This is a genomic window from Mesorhizobium sp. LSJC280B00, assembly GCF_000502835.1.
GTDB lineage: Bacteria > Pseudomonadota > Alphaproteobacteria > Rhizobiales > Rhizobiaceae > Mesorhizobium.
Genome location: NZ_AYVL01000005.1, coordinates 294,053 through 313,391 on the forward strand (window position 1 = coordinate 294,053; position 19,339 = coordinate 313,391).

Consider the following 19,339-nt stretch of genomic DNA (forward strand, 5'->3'; position numbering starts at 1 on the left):
GAATTGAAAATTGCGCCCTCATGTTTCAGAACAGGTCGGTAGACCCGCGAGGATGGTTTCGAATCCTGCGGGTCGCTCACGGTCCTCAAGGCGAGAATTCTAAGAGACGTTCAACAATGACCCAGCACGCAGAAAACGCTCGAATTCTCATGTACAGCCACGACACGTTCGGGCTCGGCCATTTGCAGCGCTGCCGGACTATCGCGCATTCGCTGGTCGAGGATTTCCGCGGACTTCAGGTGCTTATCATTTCGGGTGCGACTATCGCTGGCGCCTTCGACTACCGCGCCCGTGTCGACTTCGTGAAGATCCCCAGCGTCATCAAGCTGCGCAACGGCGAATACACCTCGCTGGAAAAGGACATCGATCTGCATGAGACGCTAAGGATGCGCCAGTCGATCATCCGCCATACAGCTGAGACCTTCCGGCCGGATATCTTCATCGTCGACAAGGAACCGCTCGGCCTGCGCGGTGAGATTGAGGACACGCTGTCCTACCTCAAGACGCGGGGCACCACGCTGGTGCTTGGCCTGCGCGAGGTGATGGATGCGCCGCATCTGCTCGAAGCAGAGTGGGCACGCAGAGACGTGATGCGCAAGATAGGCGTCTTCTACGACAAGGTCTGGGCCTATGGTCCGCCGGATTTCTACGATCCGTTGACCGGCTTGGATGTGCCCCCGGCTGTCAGGGCAAAGATGAGGTTCGTCGGTTTCCTGCAACGGAGCCTGCAGCGGAACGAGTTGCCCGGCCACCGGCCCGAGGGCGACTATATCCTCGTTACTACCGGTGGCGGCGGTGACGGCGCCGATCTGATCCACGACGTCATCGATGCCTATCAGCAGGATCCGCAATTGCAGCATAGAGCCCTGATCGTGCTTGGGCCTTACATGCCGGCGCGCAAGCGCAACAAGCTGCTCAAGAAGGGGTCCAAGATCCCCTACATCAAGATCATCGAGTTCGACAACCGCATGGAAGACCTGATTGCCGGCGCCAAGGCGGTAGTGGCGATGGGCGGCTACAACACCTATTGCGAGATACTGTCTTTCGACAAGCCGGCGCTGATCGTGCCGCGCGTCGAGCCCCGCCAGGAACAACTGATCCGCGCACGGCGCGCAGCCGAACTCGGCCTCATCGAGATGCTTTTGCCGGAAGAAGCCGAGGATTCCCGGCGGTTTGCTGATGCACTGAAGGTGCTGCCGGACCGGCCCCGCCCATCGCAGAGCAATCCGCATCTGACGCTGGAGGGGCTGCCTCATATTTCCGAAATCGTCGCGGAACTGCTCGACCGGCGGGCCGGCCATCACCTTTCGGTCATTGAAGGAATGACCTGAGTTGCAACATCGCAAGATCGTCGTGGTTCTGAAGGGTTACCCGCGGCTGTCCGAAACCTTCATCGCGCAGGAACTGCTCGGTCTTGAGCGTGCGGGGTTCGACCTGATACTCGTCGCGCTCAGGCGGCCGACCGACGAAAAACGCCACCCCGTGCATGACGAGATCAAAGCGCCCGTCCATTATCTGCCGGAATATCTGCATGAAGAGCCGCTGCGCGTGCTTCGCTCGCTGTTTGCCTGTCTGCTGCGTCCGGGCTTCTGGCGCGCGCTCGGATCGCTGGCTGCCGATATGCCCCGCGACTTTACGCGCAATCGCGCGCGCCGCTTCGGGCAAGCGCTCGTGCTGGCGGCCGAATGGCCGGAAAACGCGGGCTGGCTGCATGCACATTTCGCGCACACGCCTGCATCGGTGACGCGCTATGCCAGCCAGCTTCGTGGCCTGCCCTGGACCTGCTCGGCCCATGCCAAGGACATCTGGACTTCGGCGGACTGGGATCTGGCCGGCAAGCTTTCCTCGGCGCGCTGGACGGTCACTTGCACGAAAACCGGCTTCGATCGTCTGAAAAAACTCGCTAACGGCAACTCGTCTGTGCATCTGAGCTATCATGGGCTCGACCTTGATCGCTTCGGCAGTTTCGGCGAGGCGCGAAAGCAGCATGACGGCTCGGCTCCGGACGAACCGGTTGTCGTTCTGAGTGTCGGGCGCGCCGTTGAAAAGAAAGGTTACGATACGTTGCTGGAGGCCCTTGCCCTGTTGCCCGGCGATTTGGCGTGGCGTTTCGAGCATATCGGCGGCGGCGAAGAACTGGAACGGTTCAAGGCGCTGGCGCAAAAGCTCGGCCTGGATGGTCGCGTCTCTTGGAAAGGCGCGCTTGCGCAGGAGGAGGTGCTTGAGCGCTACCGCCGCGCCGACATCTTCGCCCTGGCCTGCAGGATCACCGCAAATGGCGACCGCGACGGTCTGCCGAACGTTCTGGTGGAGGCGGCTAGCCAGCGGCTTGCCTGCGTGTCGACCGATATTTCCGGCGTGCCGGAGCTTTTATCGCCGGATGAAACCGGGTTGCTGGTTCCGACGGAAAACCCGATTGCCCTGGCACAGGCGCTGGAGCGCCTGATCCGTGATCCCGTGCTCCGCGACCGCCTCGGCGACGCCGCAGAGCGGCGCGTGCGCGGCAATTTCGATCATATGGCAAGCATTGGACAGCTCAAGGAACTGTTCGAGCGGGAGTGGCGGGCCGCCGAATGAAGCGGCTGCGCGCTTTCTTCTATGTCCAGCACCTGCTCGGCATCGGCCATCTCGCGCGCGCCAGCCGCATTGCGGCGGCTCTGGTCGATGACGGGTTTGACGTTACCGTCGTGACCGGCGGAGCGCCGATCGCCGGGTTTCCGGGACTGGGTGTACAATCTGTAACCCTGCCACCTGTCACCTCCGGTGATGAAGGATTTTCGGGACTTGTCGACCTGCAAGGCAACCCGATCGACGATGATTTCAAGAAATGGCGTTCAGAGATGCTGCTGCAGGCATTCCGGGATTGCAGGCCTGATATCGTCATTGTCGAGGCGTTTCCATTTGGACGCCGGCAGATGCGTTTCGAACTCTTGCCGCTGATCGAGGCCATCGACGCGACGTCGCCCAGACCGCTGCTGGCGACGTCCGTCCGTGATATCCTCCAGGAGCGCGTCAAGCTGGGCCGAAACGAGGAAACGGTCGATCTCATCAACAGGCATTTCGATCTTGTTATGGTCCATGGCGATCCGGCTTTCGCAACCATCGACAAGACATTTCCACTGGCTGGGGCGATCAGGGCCGAGGTCACCTACACGGGGCTCGTTGCCGCGCCGCCATCGCCCGCGGCCTCCGAGCGCTTCGACGTTCTGGTGTCGGTTGGCGGCGGGGCTGCCGGAAAGAGCCTTGTCAGATCCACCATCGCAGCGGCGCGGAATGCCAACAACGCTTGGAAATGGTGTTTGATCACCGGCCCAAACCTGCCGAAAGACGAGTTTGACGCGATCGCACGCGATGCCACGCCGGGCCTGTCCATCTTCCGGTTCCGCGAGGATTTCGCCAGCCTGCTGACCGGCGCCCGCCTGTCAGTCTCGCAGGCGGGTTACAACACGGTCTGCGATGTCCTGCGCGCGGGTTGTCGCTCCCTGCTCGTCCCATTTGCAGCCGGCGGGGAAACCGAACAGACGGTTCGCGCCCTGATGCTCGAAGAACTCGGTCTTGCAACGGTGCTGATGGAAAAGGATCTGACGCCTGAAGGTTTGGCGCAAGCGATCGAACAAGCGCTTGTGGAACCGACGCCATCCGCGCATCGTCTCGATCTGGAAGGCGCGCGTCGCTCCGCGCAAATCCTGCGCGAGCGGCATCGAACATGGTCCCTAAATGTGGGGCCCGGTTTCGGAAAAGTTCATGATTGAACAGACGATAGATCCTAGAGCGGTTCATCGTTTCACGCAGAACCGCTCTGTCTCTTTGTTTTGACGCAATTCCGGACGGAAAGCCGTTTCCACACTTTCCTGCAAATGCTCTAACGCGCGTCGCGTCTGGTGAGATTCGTGCGACGCGCTTCAAGTCCTGTTTTATGCGTGTCGTTGTCCCAAAACCGCTACGCGCTTTTGGGCGAAATGCATTAAACAGTTCCAATCAGCATGAAGCGCGTATAATTTTTTGTCGGCAGTTCGCCGGAGAACCGCACCTCCCGTAGCGCCGCCATTTCCTCGAAGGCTGCAAGCGAAGCCACGCAGTTGATGTGCGTCGGCTCGCTGAAATAATCGTTCGATTGCAGCAGTACATTCGTGCCCGGCGGAAGCAGAGCAAGCCAGGCGCGCAGATCGGCTATGTGTTCGCAGCTCGTATTGACTATCAGATCGGGCCGCCCGGCCGCATAGTCGAGTGCGTACATGTCTGCCGTCAGCGCCCGGAACCGGTCGCCGGCTTCCCGGTTGAGGGTCCGGGCGACCGGCGCGACTTCGGGGTCGATGTCGATGCTATCGACCGCCGCGATGTCGAAGCGGGCGTCGTTGAAAAGCATTGCCGGCAATACGCCGTACCATCCACCCAGAACCCATATGCGCCCGAAGCGGCCGCCGCCGCTTTCGAACAGCCTATCGAGCGCCCACATCTTGCAGGCGACCTGCTTGTGGTTGAAGGCGTTGGCGATATCGGCCTTCGGATGCTTGGCGACGACGCGCGCCAGCCCTGCCACGAGAGGGCAGTTGACATAAGCAGCAATTCCCCGCGTGAGGTCCAAGGCTTGCTCGTGCCAGTCCATGGCATTGCGTGGTTGCGTGACATCCATCATAATTCGTCTTGTATGTTGGGATTTTGGGCGACACAACGCAATCTTGCCTCCCGCAAGACTGTTTGATTCCGCGGACGTGATCATGCTGCAAGCCGCTTGGCTATTGCCCGGTGCCGGAGAGAGCCTGTTGCATCTGTCCGGATCATCGGCGTCCATCCGCCAGCACCAGCCGCGCAGCTGCGGCCTCGTGCTGCTCGGCTGTTCGCCAAAGCCCTACGAAAGCCGCGGACCGTTTGGCCAGCTGCTTTCTTCGCCGATCAACAATGCCCATGTCGTTGCCATCGACCATGCGCCGGAACTGGATCGCGCCGCCTCGCAGATTCCTTGCATCGTTGAGCGCAGGACAATGTCCGTGCACAGCAGCTTCGAGCTTGTCGTTGGCGATGAAGAAATTGCCGATACGCCATTCGCCAGCAGGTGCTTTTACATCCTGCATCCTTCCAACTGAAGGGTCCACAGCCACATATGGAAGCCAGCCTAGCCCGCTATATCTGGACGCACACCAAGAAGCAGCAGCTCTGGATATTGATGATCGTCGTGCTTTCGATGATCCCGTATTTCATGTCCTTCGACCTGCCGAAGCTGATCGTCAACGGACCGATCCAAGGTCGCGGCTTCGAGCAACCGGGCGCGACCCAGCCATTCATGAGGCTACACTACAACCTGCCGTTCATTGGAGAGGTCCAGTTCTTCTCCGGTTTTCAGCTCGACCGCGAGGAGACCCTGTTTGCCCTGAGCCTTGTGTTCCTCTTGCTAGTCGTCATCAACGGCCTGTTCAAATTCTACATCAACACCTACAAGGGCCGCCTCGGCGAACGCATGCTGCGGCGTATCCGCTTCGATCTGGTCGACCGTGTGCTGCGTTTTCCGCCAGTTTACTTCAAGCGGGTGAAATCCGCCGAAGTGGCGACCATGGTGAAGGACGAGGTGGAGCCGCTGGGCGGCTTCATCGGCGACGCCTTCCTGCAGCCGGTACTGCTCGGCGGCCAAGCGCTGACGGCCATGCTGTTCATCATGATCCAGAACGTCTGGCTCGGAATGATAGCGGTCGTGATCGTGGCGATCCAGATCGTGCTCATCCCGCGAATGCGGCGGCGGCTGATCGTGCTCGGGCGCCAACGGCAGTTGACGGCGCGCGCGCTTTCGGGCCGGGTTGGCGAAATCGTCGACGGCATCGGCGCGGTTCACGTCCACGATACATCAAACTACGAGCGCGCCGACATAGCTGCCCGGCTCGGGCTCATCTTCAAGATCCGCTTCGATCTTTACCAATGGAAATTCATGGTGAAGTTCCTCAACAATTTTCTCGCGCAGCTCACGCCCTTTCTGTTCTACATGATCGGCGGGTATCTGGTCCTCCAGGGGCGGCTGGACGTCGGCCAGCTCGTGGCCGTGATCGGCGCCTACAAGGACCTGCCCGGACCGATGAAGGAACTGATCGACTGGGATCAGGATCGGCAGGATGTCCAGGTCAAATATCAACAGGTCGTTGAACAGTTCACCGTCGAAGGTCTCATCGCGCCGAAAATCGGGGTATTGACGATCGACGATCCCGATCCGATGACCAAGCCGCTGTCGGCGATCAATCTGTCCGTAGCAGACGATGGCGGTGCAATGCTCCTTAACCGTATCTCCCTCCAGGTCAAGCCGGGTGAGACGGTGGCACTGGTCAGTACCGCAACAGGTGGAGCGGAGGCGCTTGCAGAAGCCTTCGCGCGGCTGAACTGGCCGGACAGCGGAAGGGTCGCTTCGGGCACCGACGACCTGCTTGAACTCCCCGAAGCAGTAACCGGCCGGCGCATGTCGTATGCCTCGTCGGATGTTTTCCTGTTCCAGGCAAGCCTCCGCGACAACCTGCTCTACGGGTTGAAGCATGCGCCGCTGACATCGGTGCCTTATGACGGTGCTGCGGCAGATCAGCACCGCTGGAACATTCACGAGGCGCGCCGGTCGGGCAATCCGGATCTTGATATCCACAGCGACTGGATCAACTATGCTTCCGCTGGCGCTACCGGCCCGCACGACCTCTTTGAAGCCGTGCGCCGGGTGCTCGACGCGGTTGTTCTGTCGCGTGACATTCTGGATCTCGGCTTGCGCTCTTCGGCCGATCTCACGCGTCACACGGAGCTTGCCAGGCGGATCGTCGAACTGCGTGCGGCGCTGCGGACCCGGCTGGAACAAGAGGGGCTGAGCGGATTGGTGGTTCCTTTCGAACCGGGCGCCTACAACAAGGAAGCAACGATCGGCCAAAACCTGCTCTTCGGCGCTGCCGCCGGCCCCGAACTGGCCGACAGGGCCCTGGCGGCCAATCCCTATTTTGCTTCCGTGCTGAGGCAAGCCGGCCTCGACCGCACGCTCTACGAAATGGGCTTGGAGATCGCCAAACAGGCGATCGAGCTGTTTGCCGACCTGCCGCCCGATCACCAGTTCTTCCAGCAGCTCGCCTTCATGAGCGCGGAGGAGATACCCGCCTACGAAACCTTGCTGCAACGGCTCAAGAACCGTCCCTACGAGGCGGTTTCGGAGAACGATCGCGCCATGATCGTCACCTTGAGCTTTGCCTATATCGAGCCCCGGCACCGCTTCGGCCTGCTGAGCGACGAGCTGATGAGCAAGATCGTCGCTGCACGCAACCGGTTCTATGAAGACCTGCCGCCCGAGATGCACAATGCGGTCGAACGGTATGATCCTGCCAAATACATTGCCGCGGCCACCGTCATGGATAATGTCCTGTTCGGGCGTGTGGGCAACAATCATCCCGACGCGCCCGACCGCATACGCTCCATCGTCTATGACATTCTTGACGAACTGGGGCTTTATGGCGAACTTCTGGATGTCGGCCTGGACTTCAACGTCGGCTCCGGCGGCAGGCGGCTGACCGGTGGACAGCGACAGAAGCTCGATGTTGCCCGGGCCTTGCTCAAGCGTCCCGATTTTCTCATTCTCAACCGGCCGCTGTCGGCGCTCGACCAGCGCATGCAGGATAAGGTGCTGCGAAATGTGCTCGAGGAAGCCAGGCGCGACGGCCATTCGCCGGCAATTGTGTGGGTCGTGACGAATCCGGCAATGGCGATGATGTTCGATCGCGTTATCGTCTTCGACTCGGGTCAATTGGCGGAAGACGGAACACACGAGACACTTTTGGCAGGGAACGGTATCTTCAAGGAACTGTTGTCATAGAGCAACGGACATTCAGATGGGATCATTCTGCCGGTGCACGATATCGGGCTCGCCACCTTTCGCGTGGTTTGTCTCGCCATCCCGGAAAGAGAATTGATTCCATCTGGGCGTCCATTGCTCTAGTCTGGCAAACGCGAATTTTGGAAGGTTTGCGACAATGCTGCTCAAGGATGAAGTTGGAATGCTGCAACGCGTTCCCTTGTTCTCTGCCATCGAGCCGACAAAGCTCAAGCTGCTTGCGTTCACATCCGATCGTGTGAGCTACAGCGCCGGCCAGATCCTTTTCCGGCAGGGCGACGAGGGAGACGCCGCCTATGTCATCCTTTCAGGCAGGGCGGATATTCTTGTCGATTCCGACAGCGGACCGATAAAAGTTGCCGAACTGGAGCCAAATTCGATCGTTGGCGAGATCGCCATATTGTGCAACAGCTCCCGCACTGCCACCGTCAGAGCGGCAAGTCCGCTGGAAGCCCTGAGAATCCGCAAGGATCATTTCCTGAGGCTTATGAGGGAGTTCCCGGAAATGACCATCGAGATATTGCGGGTTCTTGCCGATCGCCTAAGCCATACGACCGCGGATCTGATCGACGCACGAAGCGCCAAATAACGAAGGACGTGCGCTCGATCCTCGCCGTCGTGACGGCACTGTCCTCTCGCTGAGAAGATCACCCGGAGAAAGCCTGTCTCGCCTAGCAGCAGTTGTTTGGATATGATGGGCGAAGGGGTAGCATGGACGACAACGTTTTCCTGGTCAGGTTTTGGGGTGTCCGCGGCAGCATTTCGGTATCAGGGCCAGAATTCTCTCGCTATGGTGGCAACTCAATCTGCGTCGAGATGCGATGCGGTAAGCATACGCTTCTGTTCGACGCAGGCTCTGGCCTACGGCCTGCCGGCGCGGCGCTTCAGGCGTTGGGCGTGACCGATTTCGACCTGCTTTTCACCCATTGCCATTACGATCACATCATCGGGCTGCCGTCTTTTGCGCCGATCTATGACCGGGGCGCCAAGGTTACGCTTTGGTCCGGGCATCTTGCAGGACACATGACGACCCGGCAGATGGTCGATGAGTTCATGCGGCCGCCGTGGTTTCCGGTGAAACTGGAGGCCTGCAAGGCAAGCCTCGACTATCGCGATTTCGTATCTGGAGACGTGCTTCACCCGCGCGAAGGGGTGGTGGTCCGAACCGGCAGTCTTATGCATCCGGGCGGCTGCATAGGCTACCGGGTCGAATGGGGCGGCGGCGTCGTGGCGGTGATCACAGACACTGAGCACGAGCCGGACAAACTCGATCAGGCGGTGCTCGGCCTGATCGAAGATGCCGACCTCGTCATTTACGATTGCACCTACACCGAGGAGGAAATGGAACGCCGCCGCGGTTACGGGCACTCGACTTGGCAACAGGGCGTCAAGCTCTGTGAGGCGGCCGGTGCGCGGAGGCTTGCGCTGTTTCACCACGATCCGACACGCACCGACAAGGAACTGGACAAGATCCAGAAGCTGGCCAAGGACAGGTTTACCGGCGCTTTTGCCGCGCGGGATGGCCAGACGCTCAAACTTCCAGTCTCATTGCGCAAAAGGCGCTGAGCTATTTTCCTCTATCTCTTTGTTTTGACGCAATTCCGGACGGAAACCGTTCATACTTTCCTGGAATTGTTCTACCGGCGCTGCGCCCGATCAATGTCCTGATCGGAAGCCATGCGCAGGCTTCAGTCTGTGCGGTGACTGTGAACAGCCGTTCGAGGAAGAGCCAGGCCGATTCATCATGTACGAGATGGTGGGTGAGCAGGCCCACCGGTTCGCCCCCATCGAATGCATGCTGCAATTGCGCGATGATAGTCTGAACCAATAGGCCATGATCGCGGCAGCCGCGCGTGCCATGCCAATCCATGATGTCGACATTGCTGTTGATGACCGCAAGTGAAGCCGGCCTTGGCGGCCCATAGACCGACAATGCCGAAAATCCTATCGATCCAAGGTCGGATACCAAGCCGGCGTCGATCCTGTTCCAGGGTGGCACCAGCATCGGAACGGCACGTGCGCCGTGCAGGCCGGTTACGTGCGCCAGCCCGCGAGCCAGATCATCGAGCACCGCCTCGCGTGGCCGATGCGCGCCGAGCTCCTGCTTCTTCTGGCCCTCGGGCGCATGATTTCGGTGCGCCCAGCCATGGATGGCGACCGTGGCATGCGGCGCCTCGTCAAGCCGAACGACAAGCTTCTCGTCAGTCAGGGCGGGAATGACGGCCAGAGTCACCGGAACCGCGAATTCACCGGTGAGGTCGAGCAACCGATCAAGCGCAGGCGTCGGATCCACGGCGTCATCGTCGCGCAGCCAGAACTCTGCCTTACGGTCCGCCCGTTGCCGGCTCGCCAGTTCCTCCACCAAGGGTTGCCAGATTTGATCGGATGTCATCAGACCGGGATCTTCGCAAGAAGTTCGGCCAGACGCGCCGCTGCAGCACCGAGAGAACGTTCTTCGAGGATGAAACGTCTGGCTTCTGCGGCCATGATGGATCTTTCGTCGTTACGGGCCAGAAGCCTTTCAATGGCAGAAGCGAACGCCGCCACATCGTCCGGCGGGGTGAGAAACCCGGCCTGGCCATTCCGGACGACCTCCGGCACGCCGGCGACGTCCTGAGCCACAACCGGAAGGCCGGCGGCCTGTGCTTCAAGATAGGCAACGCCATAGGCCTCGCCGAAACCCGGCCAGACGTAAATTCCCCCACTGTAGAGGACATCCGGCACGGCGGCTGGCTCAATCGCGCCAAGCCATTCGATACGCTCGGCGGGCAAGCCGGCGAATTGCGCTTTGATCTCCTCGCGGGCAGGTCCGTCCCCGACGACCGACATGGTCCAGGGCAGGTGACCGATCGAACCGAGCGCCTGCGCCAGCATGCGATAGCTTTCGACTTTGTCGCCCGGGCGCATCATGGCGACGGTAACGAGGCGCGTCGGACAACCGCGTGCCGGCGTTTCCCGGAATAGCGATGTGTCGATGAAGGGCGAAAGCATGCCGAAAGCGGCGTCGGGTACCGCATCTGCCAGTCCCTGACGATCCCTTTGCGTGAAGCAGATGTTCAGCGCCGCCTGTTCGACGGCTCGCGCCACCAACGCTTGCGTATCGGCCCACAAACCGGTGTTGCGCCGCCTCGAATAGGAGGCTTCCGCTGTCACATAGGGGACACCAAAGGCCAACGCCAGTTCGGGCCCGATCAGGTCGGGCGCCTTGTAATAGGGATGATAGGTGAACCACAGATCGGGCTTGCCGTCACGATCCCAAAGCCTTGCCAGCCGCGCGGCTTCCTCCCGGGCCTCGATCTTGAGCGCATCGAAACTTTTCGAATCCGGTTCGCGTAGATAGAAGCGCAATTCGGATGCCAGTTCGACGCTATGTCCTCCATGCTCCAGCGCCTTGACCAGCATCCGTGCCATCTGGCGGTCGCCGGAGGCAACGGGATGATTGGGCGACTTCAGCGGCGCATAGAAGGCAATTCGCATCCCCGGACCCTATCATCGGAAAGCCTGCGCAAGTCAATTTCGAAGCATGATCGACTTCACCCTCAAGCACTGGAATGTGCTATCTGATGCTCATGGAAACAGCTGCCGCGTCCGATCCGTTTGTTGCTTCTCTGCCGGTCTTCGCAAAGTTTGAAAGCGTTGCCGATATCGATAACTATCGGCCTCTCCCCGATGGCTGGGCGCTGGCCACCGCAGACATCGTCGGCTCGACCAAGGCGATCGAGGCGGGGCGCTATAAAACCGTCAATATGGCCGGTGCCAGCGTCATTTCGGCGCTGCTCAATGCGCTGGGTAGGCAAGATCTTCCCTTTGTCTTCGGCGGCGACGGCGCGCTCGTGGCGTTTCCTGGCTCGGCGCTGGAGATCACCCGTAACGCGCTGGCGGCTGTCCAGAGATGGGTGGCGGACGAACTGGATCTGACCTTGCGTGCCGCAATCGTGCCGATAAAGGATATAAGAGCGCAAGGCCTCGATGTTCGCGTGGCGAGGTTCCAGGCCTCTGATGCGGTCTTCTATGCCATGTTCGCCGGAGGTGGCGGCAGTTGGGCGGAAGCCGAGATGAAAGCGGGGCGCTACCGCATCGATCCTGCGCCGGCCGGCACGCGACCGGATCTGACTGGCCTCTCGTGCCGCTGGAACCCGATCGAAGCCCGGCATGGCGAAATCGTCTCGATCATAGCCATACCGGGGGCGTCGCGCGACTTGCGCGGTTTTCAGTTTCTGGTTTCCGACATCATCGCCCTTGCCGGCAGGCAGGAACGCGATGGCCACCCGGTGCCGGTGAACGGGCCGGACTATAGTTTGCTGCCCGCCGGCCTCGATGTCGAGGCGCGGGCCACGGCGCCGGCAGGACGGCGGTGGCTGTCGAAGCTGTGGATAGTGTTCCTGATGACGCTTACGGCTGTTGCGGATAGATTTGGCTGGACGATCGGCAGATTCGATCCGAAGATCTACAAACGCGAAGTGGCCAGCAATTCGGATTTCCGGAAGTTCGACGATGGCTTGAAGATGACCATCGACGTTGACGCGGATGTGTTGCAACGGATCGAGAACCGGCTGAAACAGGCGGAAGAGGCGGGCATCTGCAACTATGGCCTGCACCGCCAGAAATCGGCCTTGATGACATGCCTCGTCGCATCGCCGCTGCAGCGCGATCACGTTCATTTCATCGATGGCGCCGCCGGCGGCTATGCGATGGCTGCCGCAAGCCTGAAGGCGAAGGTGCCGATCTGACGGCTTGCGGACATCGATTTTCCGCAATATGCCTCGGGGTTCTTGGGAGCGGTGAGCCTCACCATGGAAGCGGACGGCCTGTCCGAATTGACGGGAAGCAGATTTTTGGACGCCTCACGATCGACATATGACCGTCTTCTGAACCGGATTTCGACGCGCGCCGCGCAAGTCGGCGTGATCGGACTGGGCTATGTCGGGTTGCCGCTGGCGGTCGCGATCGCTCGCGCCGGCTTCCCGGTTTCCGGCTTCGACATCGAAGGCCAGAAGGTCGAGAGCCTGAACAACGGCCAATCCTACATCGAGGCGGTGACGTCGACAGCCCTTGCCGGCCAGGTGGCAAGCGGACGGTTCCGCGCCACTGCGGATTTTGCCGAACTGGCCGTCTGCGATGTCATCATCATCTGCGTTCCGACGCCACTGACGAAACACCGCGAGCCGGATCTCTCCTTTGTCAGGAACACGGCAGGCAACATCGCGAAGCATCTGCGTCTCGGCCAGCTGATCGTGCTGGAATCGACCACCTATCCCGGCACCACCGACGACGTGATCAAGCCCATCCTGGAAAAAACCGGCTTGCAGTCGAGGACAGACTTCTTCCTCGGCTTCTCGCCCGAACGCGAGGATCCCGGCAACCGCAGCTTTGAGGTCGCGACAATCCCCAAGGTCGTGGCAGGGGACGGCATTGAAGCGGCAACGCTCGTGCAGGCTTTCTACCAGGGCGTGGTCAAGACCGTCGTTCCAGTTTCCACCACGGCGACCGCCGAGGCGGTCAAGCTGACGGAAAACATCTTCCGCTCGGTCAACATAGCCCTCGTCAACGAGTTGAAGGTCGTGCTCGGGGCGATGGGAATCGACATCTGGGAGGTGATCGAGGCGGCAAAGACCAAGCCCTTCGGCTACATGCCTTTCTATCCTGGCCCTGGACTTGGTGGGCACTGCGTTCCGATCGATCCCTTCTACCTGACGTGGAAGGCTCGCGAATACGAACTGCCGACCCGCTTCATCGAGCTGGCGGCAGAGATCAACACGGCCATGCCGCGTCATGTGGTCGATGAACTGGCGAAGGCGCTGGACCGGCGCTGCGGCAAGGCGCTCAGCCGCTCGCGCATTCTCATCATCGGGCTCGCCTATAAGAAGAATGTGCCCGACATCCGCGAAAGCCCCTCATTGCGGCTCATTGAACTCATCGAGGAATGGGGCGGCAAGGCGGAATTCCACGATCCGCATGTTGCCGAAATCCCGGGCACACGGGAGCATATGGCGATCAAGGGGCGTCGCTCGGTCGAATTGACCGAGGTGGCCTTGAAGGATTTCGACGCTGTCGTCGTTGCGACCGACCACGACGCGATCGACTATCAGGCGATCGCGGATCACGCTCTACTGATCGTCGACACACGCAATATTTTTGGCCGCCTCGGGCTAGCCCGAGAGGCGGTGGTGAAGGCCTGACGGCGTCCGAGCCGGCGAATTTGTGCAAGGAGATTTCGAGATAGCATGAGCACAGCGCAAGCAGAAATTTCTGCCATTCTCATGGATAAGGTTGCCGATTGGCTGACCCAATCGGCGTTGGCGGGCGACGACCTGGAAACATTGGTAAGGGGCTTTTGTGAACGGCTGGCTGCTGCCGGCCTGCCGTTGAAGCGGGTGCATTTGAGCTTTTCGATGCTTCATCCGCTTTATGACGCGCTCGGCTTCACCTGGCTCCGCGGCCAGGGCCTGGAAGTGGAAGGCTTCCGCAAGGAGAACGGCGTTCATTCCGACAGATTCCTGACCAGCCCATACTACCATCTGCTCAGCCACAAGCTCGACCATCTGCGGCGCCGGCTCGACCCGTCGGTGCCGTCGGAATTTCCTGTTTTCGATGACCTCAAGCTGATGGGCGTCACCGATTACATGGCTTTCGTCCATCCCTTCAGCGGCAACACCAGTCAGGGCATGATCGGGTCTTGGTCCACCGACAGTGCTGCAGGCTTCAGCGACAGCATGATTTCGGCGCTGCTGCGCATCCAGAACCATCTCGCTATCGCAACCAAGATGGCGGTGCTCACCAAGCTTGCCGACAACATGATGACCACTTATCTCGGCGGCGACGCCGGCAGGCGCGTGCTCGACGGCCAGATCAAGCGCGGCGAGGGTGATACAATCCGGGCGGCACTGGTCATGGGCGACATGCGCGGGTCGTCAAGACTTGCCGAAACCTCCGGCCGCGAAGTCTATATCGATACGCTGAACCAGTTTTTCGACGCCGCTGCTGCACCTTTCAATCGCAAGGGCGGGCAGATCATGAGTTTCATAGGTGATGGCTTCATTGCCGTCTACCCTTGCGCAAGGCACCGTTCACAGTCCGAGATCGCCTGCCAGGCTGCTCTTGCAGCAGCGCACAAGGCCACCGCGCGCATGATGGATCTCAATCTGCGCAGAAAGCAGCAGGGATTGAGCGACATAAACTATGGTATCGGCCTGCATGTCGGCAATGTGATGTTCGGCAATGTCGGGCTTACCGACCGGCTCACATTCTCTGTCTTCGGTTCGGCTGTAAACGAGGTCCAGCGCCTCCAGACCCTGACCAAGAAATATCCGCACAGCGTTCTCGCCAGCAAAGACTTCGCCGGCTATTGCGGCGCCAACAACTGGCTGGCGCTCGGCATGGAGGAACTGGCGGGCATCAGGCAGAAGCTAACGGTGCTTTCACCCGATTTGTCGGGTGCTCTCTCGCTCGACGAAGACGGTGCGCTGGAGCCGATTTACGACCGAATATCGGACGCCGAGCAGGTCATGCTGCTTCATCGCAATGCCGCGCGGCCGTCCGCGGGCGACCCGAGGAAGCTCCAGTAACCGCCACGATCTGATCCGAACGCGTTTGGTATGCAGTCCGGTCGCCGGTTCCGCCAGGGAACTGGGGACTGTTCGAATCCAAGTTGCTCTAGGCTGGCAATGCGCTAGTCTCGCCTTCTGGACCTGCCAGAGTGGGGGCTGGTGTGAGAATGAATTTGGGCGTTGATCTGCTGCGGATCGAGGATGTTGGCATCTCTTTTGCCATTATAGGGGGACCGTTGCATGCCGTCAGGCGTGCAAATCTTCGCGTCCTGCCCGGCAAGGTTACTGCGCTTGTGGGCGAGTCCGGTTCCGGAAAATCGGTTCTTAGCCAGGCAGTGATGGGCATTTTGCCGAACACAGCCCATGTTCGCGGGCGTATCCTGTTTTCCGATCCTGAAAAGCCCGGCACGACGCAGGATATCCTGCAGATGCCGCGTGACGGACCCGAAATCCGGGCGTTGAGAGGCAGCCGCATAGGCAAAATATTTCAGGAGCCGATGACATCACTGTCGCCGCTGCATACGATCGGCAATCAGGTGAGCGAATCCCTGCAGATTCATACGCCCATGGCTTGGGTGGAGCGCAAGGCGCGGACCAAGGAAATGCTCGGACTTGTCGGCTTTCCCAACCCCAAGCGCGCCTATGACATGTATCCCTTTGAACTTTCGGGAGGATTGCGTCAACGCGCCATGATCGCCATGGCGCTTATCTGCCGGCCCGCGCTGTTGATCGCCGACGAGCCGACGACGGCGTTGGACGTCACCATCCAGGCGCAAATCCTGCAATTGCTGCGCGAGCTTCAGACGAAGCTGAACATGGCGATGCTGCTGATCACGCACGACCTTGGCGTAGTCGCCAACGTCGCCGACGAGGTGGTGGTCATGTACCATGGCGAGATCATGGAAGCGGGACCTGTGGAGGCGATATTCCGCCGGCCGGGCCACCCTTACCTGAAGGGCCTGATGGCAGCCGTTCCGCATTTCGACCTGAAGCCCGGCGAAAGGCTAAAGGCGCTCCGCGAGGTGCCGGTGAATGTCGGGAACCTGCTCGGCAAGCAGACGGCGCCGGCATCGAAGGGGCCGGACGACATCCTGCTGTCGGTCAGGGATCTGACAAAGACCTTCACGATCCGCAAGTCCGGATGGTTCGGCGGAGATCATCAAACCTCTGTTCGCGCCGTGGACGGCGTGAGCTTTGATATCAGGCGGGGTGAGTGCCTGGGTCTTGTCGGCGAAAGCGGCTCCGGCAAAACCACCGTCAGCAAGATCCTCATGCGGGCTGTCACCCCTACCGGCGGCTCTGTGATCTTCAATGGCCGCGATGGTCCGATCGACGTCTTGGAAGCCGAGGGAGACGCCCTGCGCATGCTGCGCGCGAAAATCCAGATGGTATTCCAGGATCCGGTTTCGTCGCTTTCACCCCGCATGACGGTGGAGAACATTTTGAGCGAGCCGCTGGAAATCCATCGACGTGGCAGTGCCGCGTCCCGACTCGCCACGGTCAAGAGCCTGATGCAGGCAATCGGGCTCGACCCGCGCTTCATAAAGCGTTATCCGCATAGTTTCTCCGGCGGGCAGCGTCAGCGTATCGGCATCGCGCGCGCGTTGGCGCTGGGGCCTGAACTCCTGATCTGCGACGAGCCGGTTTCGGCACTCGATGTCTCTGTCCAGGCGCAGATCCTGAACCTTCTGAAGGACCTGCAGAAGGAACTGGGCCTGACCTACCTGTTCATATCCCACAACCTCGCGGTGGTGGACTACATGGCAGACCGTATCGCGGTGATGTGCGGCGGGCGTATCGTCGAGCTCGCGCCGCGCGAAATTCTGCTTAGGAAACCGGTCCACCCCTACACGCGCTCATTGGTCGCCGCAGTACCTTTCCCCGATCTCGACAGGCCGATGGATTTCAAGACGCTGAAACTCAGCGGCGCTTCCGACACCAGCGCATGGGGACCGCAATTCCGCGACGAGGGCGACGAGGATATGCTGTCGCCGCTCGATCTTGGCGGCGGCCACCTCGTGCTGGCCCGACGTTCGGCCGATTTCAGCGAGCTACGCCATTGATCAGCCGGCGCACCGTCCTTGGACTCATGGCTTCGGCATTTCTGCCGGGCACGTTGCGCGCCGGCGACCTGGAGCCGGAATTTCTTGAGCCGCAGCTGAAGGCCAGAGCGCTGCCGGCACTCGCCGAACGCCTGCCCAAGCGCCCTCGCGCGTTGAATCTCGCCGCGATGGGCCGGCAGCCCGGCCAATATGGCGGCACGCTGCGCACGATCATCGGCAGCCAGAAAGACATCCGGATGATGACAATCTACGGGTACGCTCGCCTGGTCGGCTATGACGAAAAGCTTAACCTGCAAGCCGACATTCTCGAAAGTTTCGATGTAGCGGATGATCGTGTCTTCACTTTCAAGATACGAGAAGGACATAAATGGTCTGACGGTAGCCTGCTGACGTCGGAGGATTTTCGCTATTGCTGGGAAGATGTCTGGCTGAACGATGAGCTTTCGCAAGGCGGGCTCGCCCCGGCCCTGCTGGCGGACGGCAAGCCGCCACGCTTCGAGATCGTCGATCCGTTGACGGTCCGCTATAGTTGGGATGCGCCCAATCCCGACTTCCTGCCCAAGCTCGCCGCTGCTTCGCCCCTATCGCTTGTTCTGCCGGCCGCCTATCTCAAGCAGTTCCACAAGAAATACCAAGATCCATTCCGGCTCGCCGGCCTAATGAAGGAGAACCGGGCCCAGAAATGGACGCTCTTGCATATCCGCATGTCGCGGCAGTATCGCCCGGAGAACCCGGAACTGCCGACGCTCGATCCCTGGCAGAACCGGACCAAGCCGCCGGCTGAGCAGTTCGTCTTCGAGCGGAACCCGTTCTTTCATCGAATAGACGAGAATGGCCGGCAACTGCCTTATGTCGACCGGATTGTCATGAATGTCAGCTCGTCGGCGATCATTTCCGCCAAGACCGGTGCGGGCGAGAGCGACCTGCAAGGCATGGGAATTGACTTCACCGATTACTCCTTCCTGAAGGATGCGGAGAAGCGCTACCCGGTGAAGATGCATCTCTGGAAACGCACACAAGGTTCGCGGCTGGCGCTGCTGCCCAATCTGAATTGTGCCGACCAGGTGTGGCGTGGCCTTTTTCGTGACGTGCGCGTGCGCCGCGCACTTTCGCTCGCTGTGGACAGGCGCGAGATCAATTTGGCTGTGTTCTACGGATTGGCGCAGGAAAGTGCCGATACGGTCCTGCCGGAGAGCCCGCTCTACCGGCCGGAATTCGCGAAAGCCTGGGTCGCCCATGATCCCGACCAGGCCAATGCCCTGCTCGACGAGGTCGGGCTTCAGGCGCGTGACGATGACGGCCTGCGGATACTCCCCGACGGACGCCCGGCGCAGCTCGTAGTGGAAACGGCCGGCGAAAGCACGCTGGAAACCGACGCGCTCGAGCTCATCACCGATCACTGGCGCAAGATCGGCATCGCCCTGTTCATCCGGACTTCGCAGCGCGACATCTTCCGCAGCCGCGCGCTTGGTGGCCAGATCATGATGTCGATGTGGTCGGGCATCGACAATGGCGTGCCGACCGCCGACATGAACCCCTACCAACTCGCCCCCACCGTCGATGACCAGCTGCAATGGCCGCTCTGGGGTGCTCACTACTTGTCCCGTGGCAAGGTCGGCGAAGCGCCCGATCTTCCGCCCGTGGTCGAGTTGATGGCTTTACTCAAGCGCTGGAACGCATCGACCGAAGCCACGGAGCGCGCCGAGATCTGGAATTCAATGCTGTCGATCTATACCGATCAGGTGTTTTCGATCGGCACGGTAAACGGAACGCATCAGCCGATTCTGGCATCCTCGCGGCTGCGCAATCTGCCTGACAAGGCGCTCTACGGCTACGACCCGACCGCCTATTTCGGTGTCTATATGCCGGATACATTCTGGCTTGGAGAGTCCTGA

At 60.5% G+C, this 19,339-nt stretch carries 15 protein-coding genes; 11 read left to right on the forward strand and 4 right to left on the reverse strand.

Annotated elements, in window-relative coordinates; genetic code table 11:
* Positions 1-116 precede the first annotated feature (116 nt).
* Genes X773_RS50225 through X773_RS50235 form a run of 3 tightly spaced genes read left to right on the forward strand, consistent with a single transcriptional unit; the run spans position 117 to position 3,752 of the window.
* Entirely contained in the window at positions 117-1,331 is a 1,215-nt protein-coding gene (locus X773_RS50225) for a glycosyltransferase family protein (RefSeq protein WP_023675951.1), read from the forward strand.
* 1 nt (position 1,332) lies between these two features.
* Positions 1,333-2,577, forward strand: a complete 1,245-nt coding sequence (locus X773_RS50230; protein ID WP_023675952.1) for a glycosyltransferase — start codon at positions 1,333-1,335, stop codon at positions 2,575-2,577.
* The gene (locus tag X773_RS50235; RefSeq protein ID WP_023675953.1) at positions 2,574-3,752 is read left to right on the forward strand and encodes a glycosyltransferase family protein; all 1,179 of its coding nucleotides are present in this window, start codon (positions 2,574-2,576) and stop codon (positions 3,750-3,752) included. Before X773_RS50230 ends, X773_RS50235 begins: the two co-directional genes overlap by 4 nt.
* Positions 3,753-3,964: 212 nt before the next feature.
* On the opposite strand, the gene X773_RS50240 is transcribed toward X773_RS50235, so the two are convergent.
* The gene (locus tag X773_RS50240) at positions 3,965-4,633 is read right to left on the reverse strand and encodes a class I SAM-dependent methyltransferase (RefSeq protein WP_156937317.1); all 669 of its coding nucleotides are present in this window, start codon (positions 4,631-4,633) and stop codon (positions 3,965-3,967) included.
* A 145-nt stretch (positions 4,634-4,778) separates the two neighbouring features.
* Complete coding sequence (locus tag X773_RS76310; RefSeq protein WP_156937314.1) at positions 4,779-5,099, reverse strand: hypothetical protein; 321 nt, start codon at positions 5,097-5,099, stop codon at positions 4,779-4,781.
* 2 nt (positions 5,100-5,101) lie between these two features.
* Between X773_RS76310 and X773_RS50245 the strand changes: the two genes are divergently transcribed.
* The 3 genes from X773_RS50245 (at position 5,102) to X773_RS50255 (ending at position 9,400) form a co-directional block, all read left to right on the forward strand.
* Positions 5,102-7,816 (forward strand): ABC transporter ATP-binding protein, encoded by a 2,715-nt coding sequence (locus tag X773_RS50245; protein ID WP_023675956.1) that lies wholly within the window; start codon positions 5,102-5,104, stop codon positions 7,814-7,816.
* Between the two features lie 157 nt (positions 7,817-7,973).
* The gene (locus X773_RS50250) at positions 7,974-8,423 is read left to right on the forward strand and encodes a cyclic nucleotide-binding domain-containing protein (protein WP_023675957.1); all 450 of its coding nucleotides are present in this window, start codon (positions 7,974-7,976) and stop codon (positions 8,421-8,423) included.
* A 122-nt stretch (positions 8,424-8,545) separates the two neighbouring features.
* Positions 8,546-9,400, forward strand: a complete 855-nt coding sequence (locus tag X773_RS50255; protein ID WP_023675958.1) for an MBL fold metallo-hydrolase — start codon at positions 8,546-8,548, stop codon at positions 9,398-9,400.
* Position 9,401: 1 nt separating this feature from the next.
* Here the strand turns inward: X773_RS50255 and X773_RS50260 are convergent, their stop codons facing one another.
* The gene (locus X773_RS50260; protein WP_023675959.1) at positions 9,402-10,226 is read right to left on the reverse strand and encodes a polysaccharide deacetylase family protein; all 825 of its coding nucleotides are present in this window, start codon (positions 10,224-10,226) and stop codon (positions 9,402-9,404) included.
* Positions 10,226-11,311 carry a glycosyltransferase family 4 protein gene (locus X773_RS50265; protein WP_023675960.1) on the reverse strand — a complete coding sequence of 362 codons (1,086 nt, stop codon included), beginning with the start codon at positions 11,309-11,311 and terminating at the stop codon, positions 10,226-10,228. Before X773_RS50265 ends, X773_RS50260 begins: the two co-directional genes overlap by 1 nt.
* Before the next feature lie 92 nt (positions 11,312-11,403).
* Here X773_RS50265 and X773_RS50270 point away from each other — a divergent pair, with 92 nt between their 5' ends.
* The 5 genes from X773_RS50270 to X773_RS50290 all read left to right on the forward strand — a co-directional run bounded on the left by X773_RS50270 (position 11,404) and on the right by X773_RS50290 (position 19,339).
* Positions 11,404-12,564, forward strand: coding sequence for a DUF3095 domain-containing protein (locus X773_RS50270; RefSeq protein ID WP_023675961.1), 1,161 nt, complete (start codon positions 11,404-11,406; stop codon positions 12,562-12,564).
* 105 nt (positions 12,565-12,669) lie between these two features.
* The gene (locus X773_RS50275) at positions 12,670-14,013 is read left to right on the forward strand and encodes a nucleotide sugar dehydrogenase (protein WP_031211573.1); all 1,344 of its coding nucleotides are present in this window, start codon (positions 12,670-12,672) and stop codon (positions 14,011-14,013) included.
* Positions 14,014-14,058: 45 nt separating this feature from the next.
* On the forward strand, positions 14,059-15,399 hold the full coding sequence (locus tag X773_RS50280; protein WP_023675963.1) for an adenylate/guanylate cyclase domain-containing protein: 1,341 nt from the start codon (positions 14,059-14,061) through the stop codon (positions 15,397-15,399).
* Positions 15,400-15,548: 149 nt separating this feature from the next.
* Positions 15,549-17,444, forward strand: coding sequence for an ABC transporter ATP-binding protein (locus X773_RS50285; protein ID WP_023675964.1), 1,896 nt, complete (start codon positions 15,549-15,551; stop codon positions 17,442-17,444).
* Entirely contained in the window at positions 17,441-19,339 is a 1,899-nt protein-coding gene (locus tag X773_RS50290; protein ID WP_023675965.1) for an ABC transporter substrate-binding protein, read from the forward strand. The genes X773_RS50285 and X773_RS50290 overlap by 4 nt, the downstream gene beginning before the upstream one ends.

Coding starts and splice junctions, on each gene's coding strand:
- X773_RS50250 (WP_023675957.1), top strand. CDS start 7,974: ATGCTGCTCAAGGATGAAGTTGGAATGCTGCAACGCGTTCCCTTGTTC.
- X773_RS50265 (WP_023675960.1), bottom strand. CDS start 11,311: ATGCGAATTGCCTTCTATGCGCCGCTGAAGTCGCCCAATCATCCCGTT.
- X773_RS50270 (WP_023675961.1), top strand. CDS start 11,404: ATGGAAACAGCTGCCGCGTCCGATCCGTTTGTTGCTTCTCTGCCGGTC.
- X773_RS50225 (WP_023675951.1), top strand. CDS start 117: ATGACCCAGCACGCAGAAAACGCTCGAATTCTCATGTACAGCCACGAC.
- X773_RS50245 (WP_023675956.1), top strand. CDS start 5,102: ATGGAAGCCAGCCTAGCCCGCTATATCTGGACGCACACCAAGAAGCAG.
- X773_RS50255 (WP_023675958.1), top strand. CDS start 8,546: ATGGACGACAACGTTTTCCTGGTCAGGTTTTGGGGTGTCCGCGGCAGC.
- X773_RS50260 (WP_023675959.1), bottom strand. CDS start 10,226: ATGACATCCGATCAAATCTGGCAACCCTTGGTGGAGGAACTGGCGAGC.
- X773_RS50280 (WP_023675963.1), top strand. CDS start 14,059: ATGAGCACAGCGCAAGCAGAAATTTCTGCCATTCTCATGGATAAGGTT.
- X773_RS50240 (WP_156937317.1), bottom strand. CDS start 4,633: ATGGATGTCACGCAACCACGCAATGCCATGGACTGGCACGAGCAAGCC.
- X773_RS50235 (WP_023675953.1), top strand. CDS start 2,574: ATGAAGCGGCTGCGCGCTTTCTTCTATGTCCAGCACCTGCTCGGCATC.
- X773_RS50285 (WP_023675964.1), top strand. CDS start 15,549: ATGAATTTGGGCGTTGATCTGCTGCGGATCGAGGATGTTGGCATCTCT.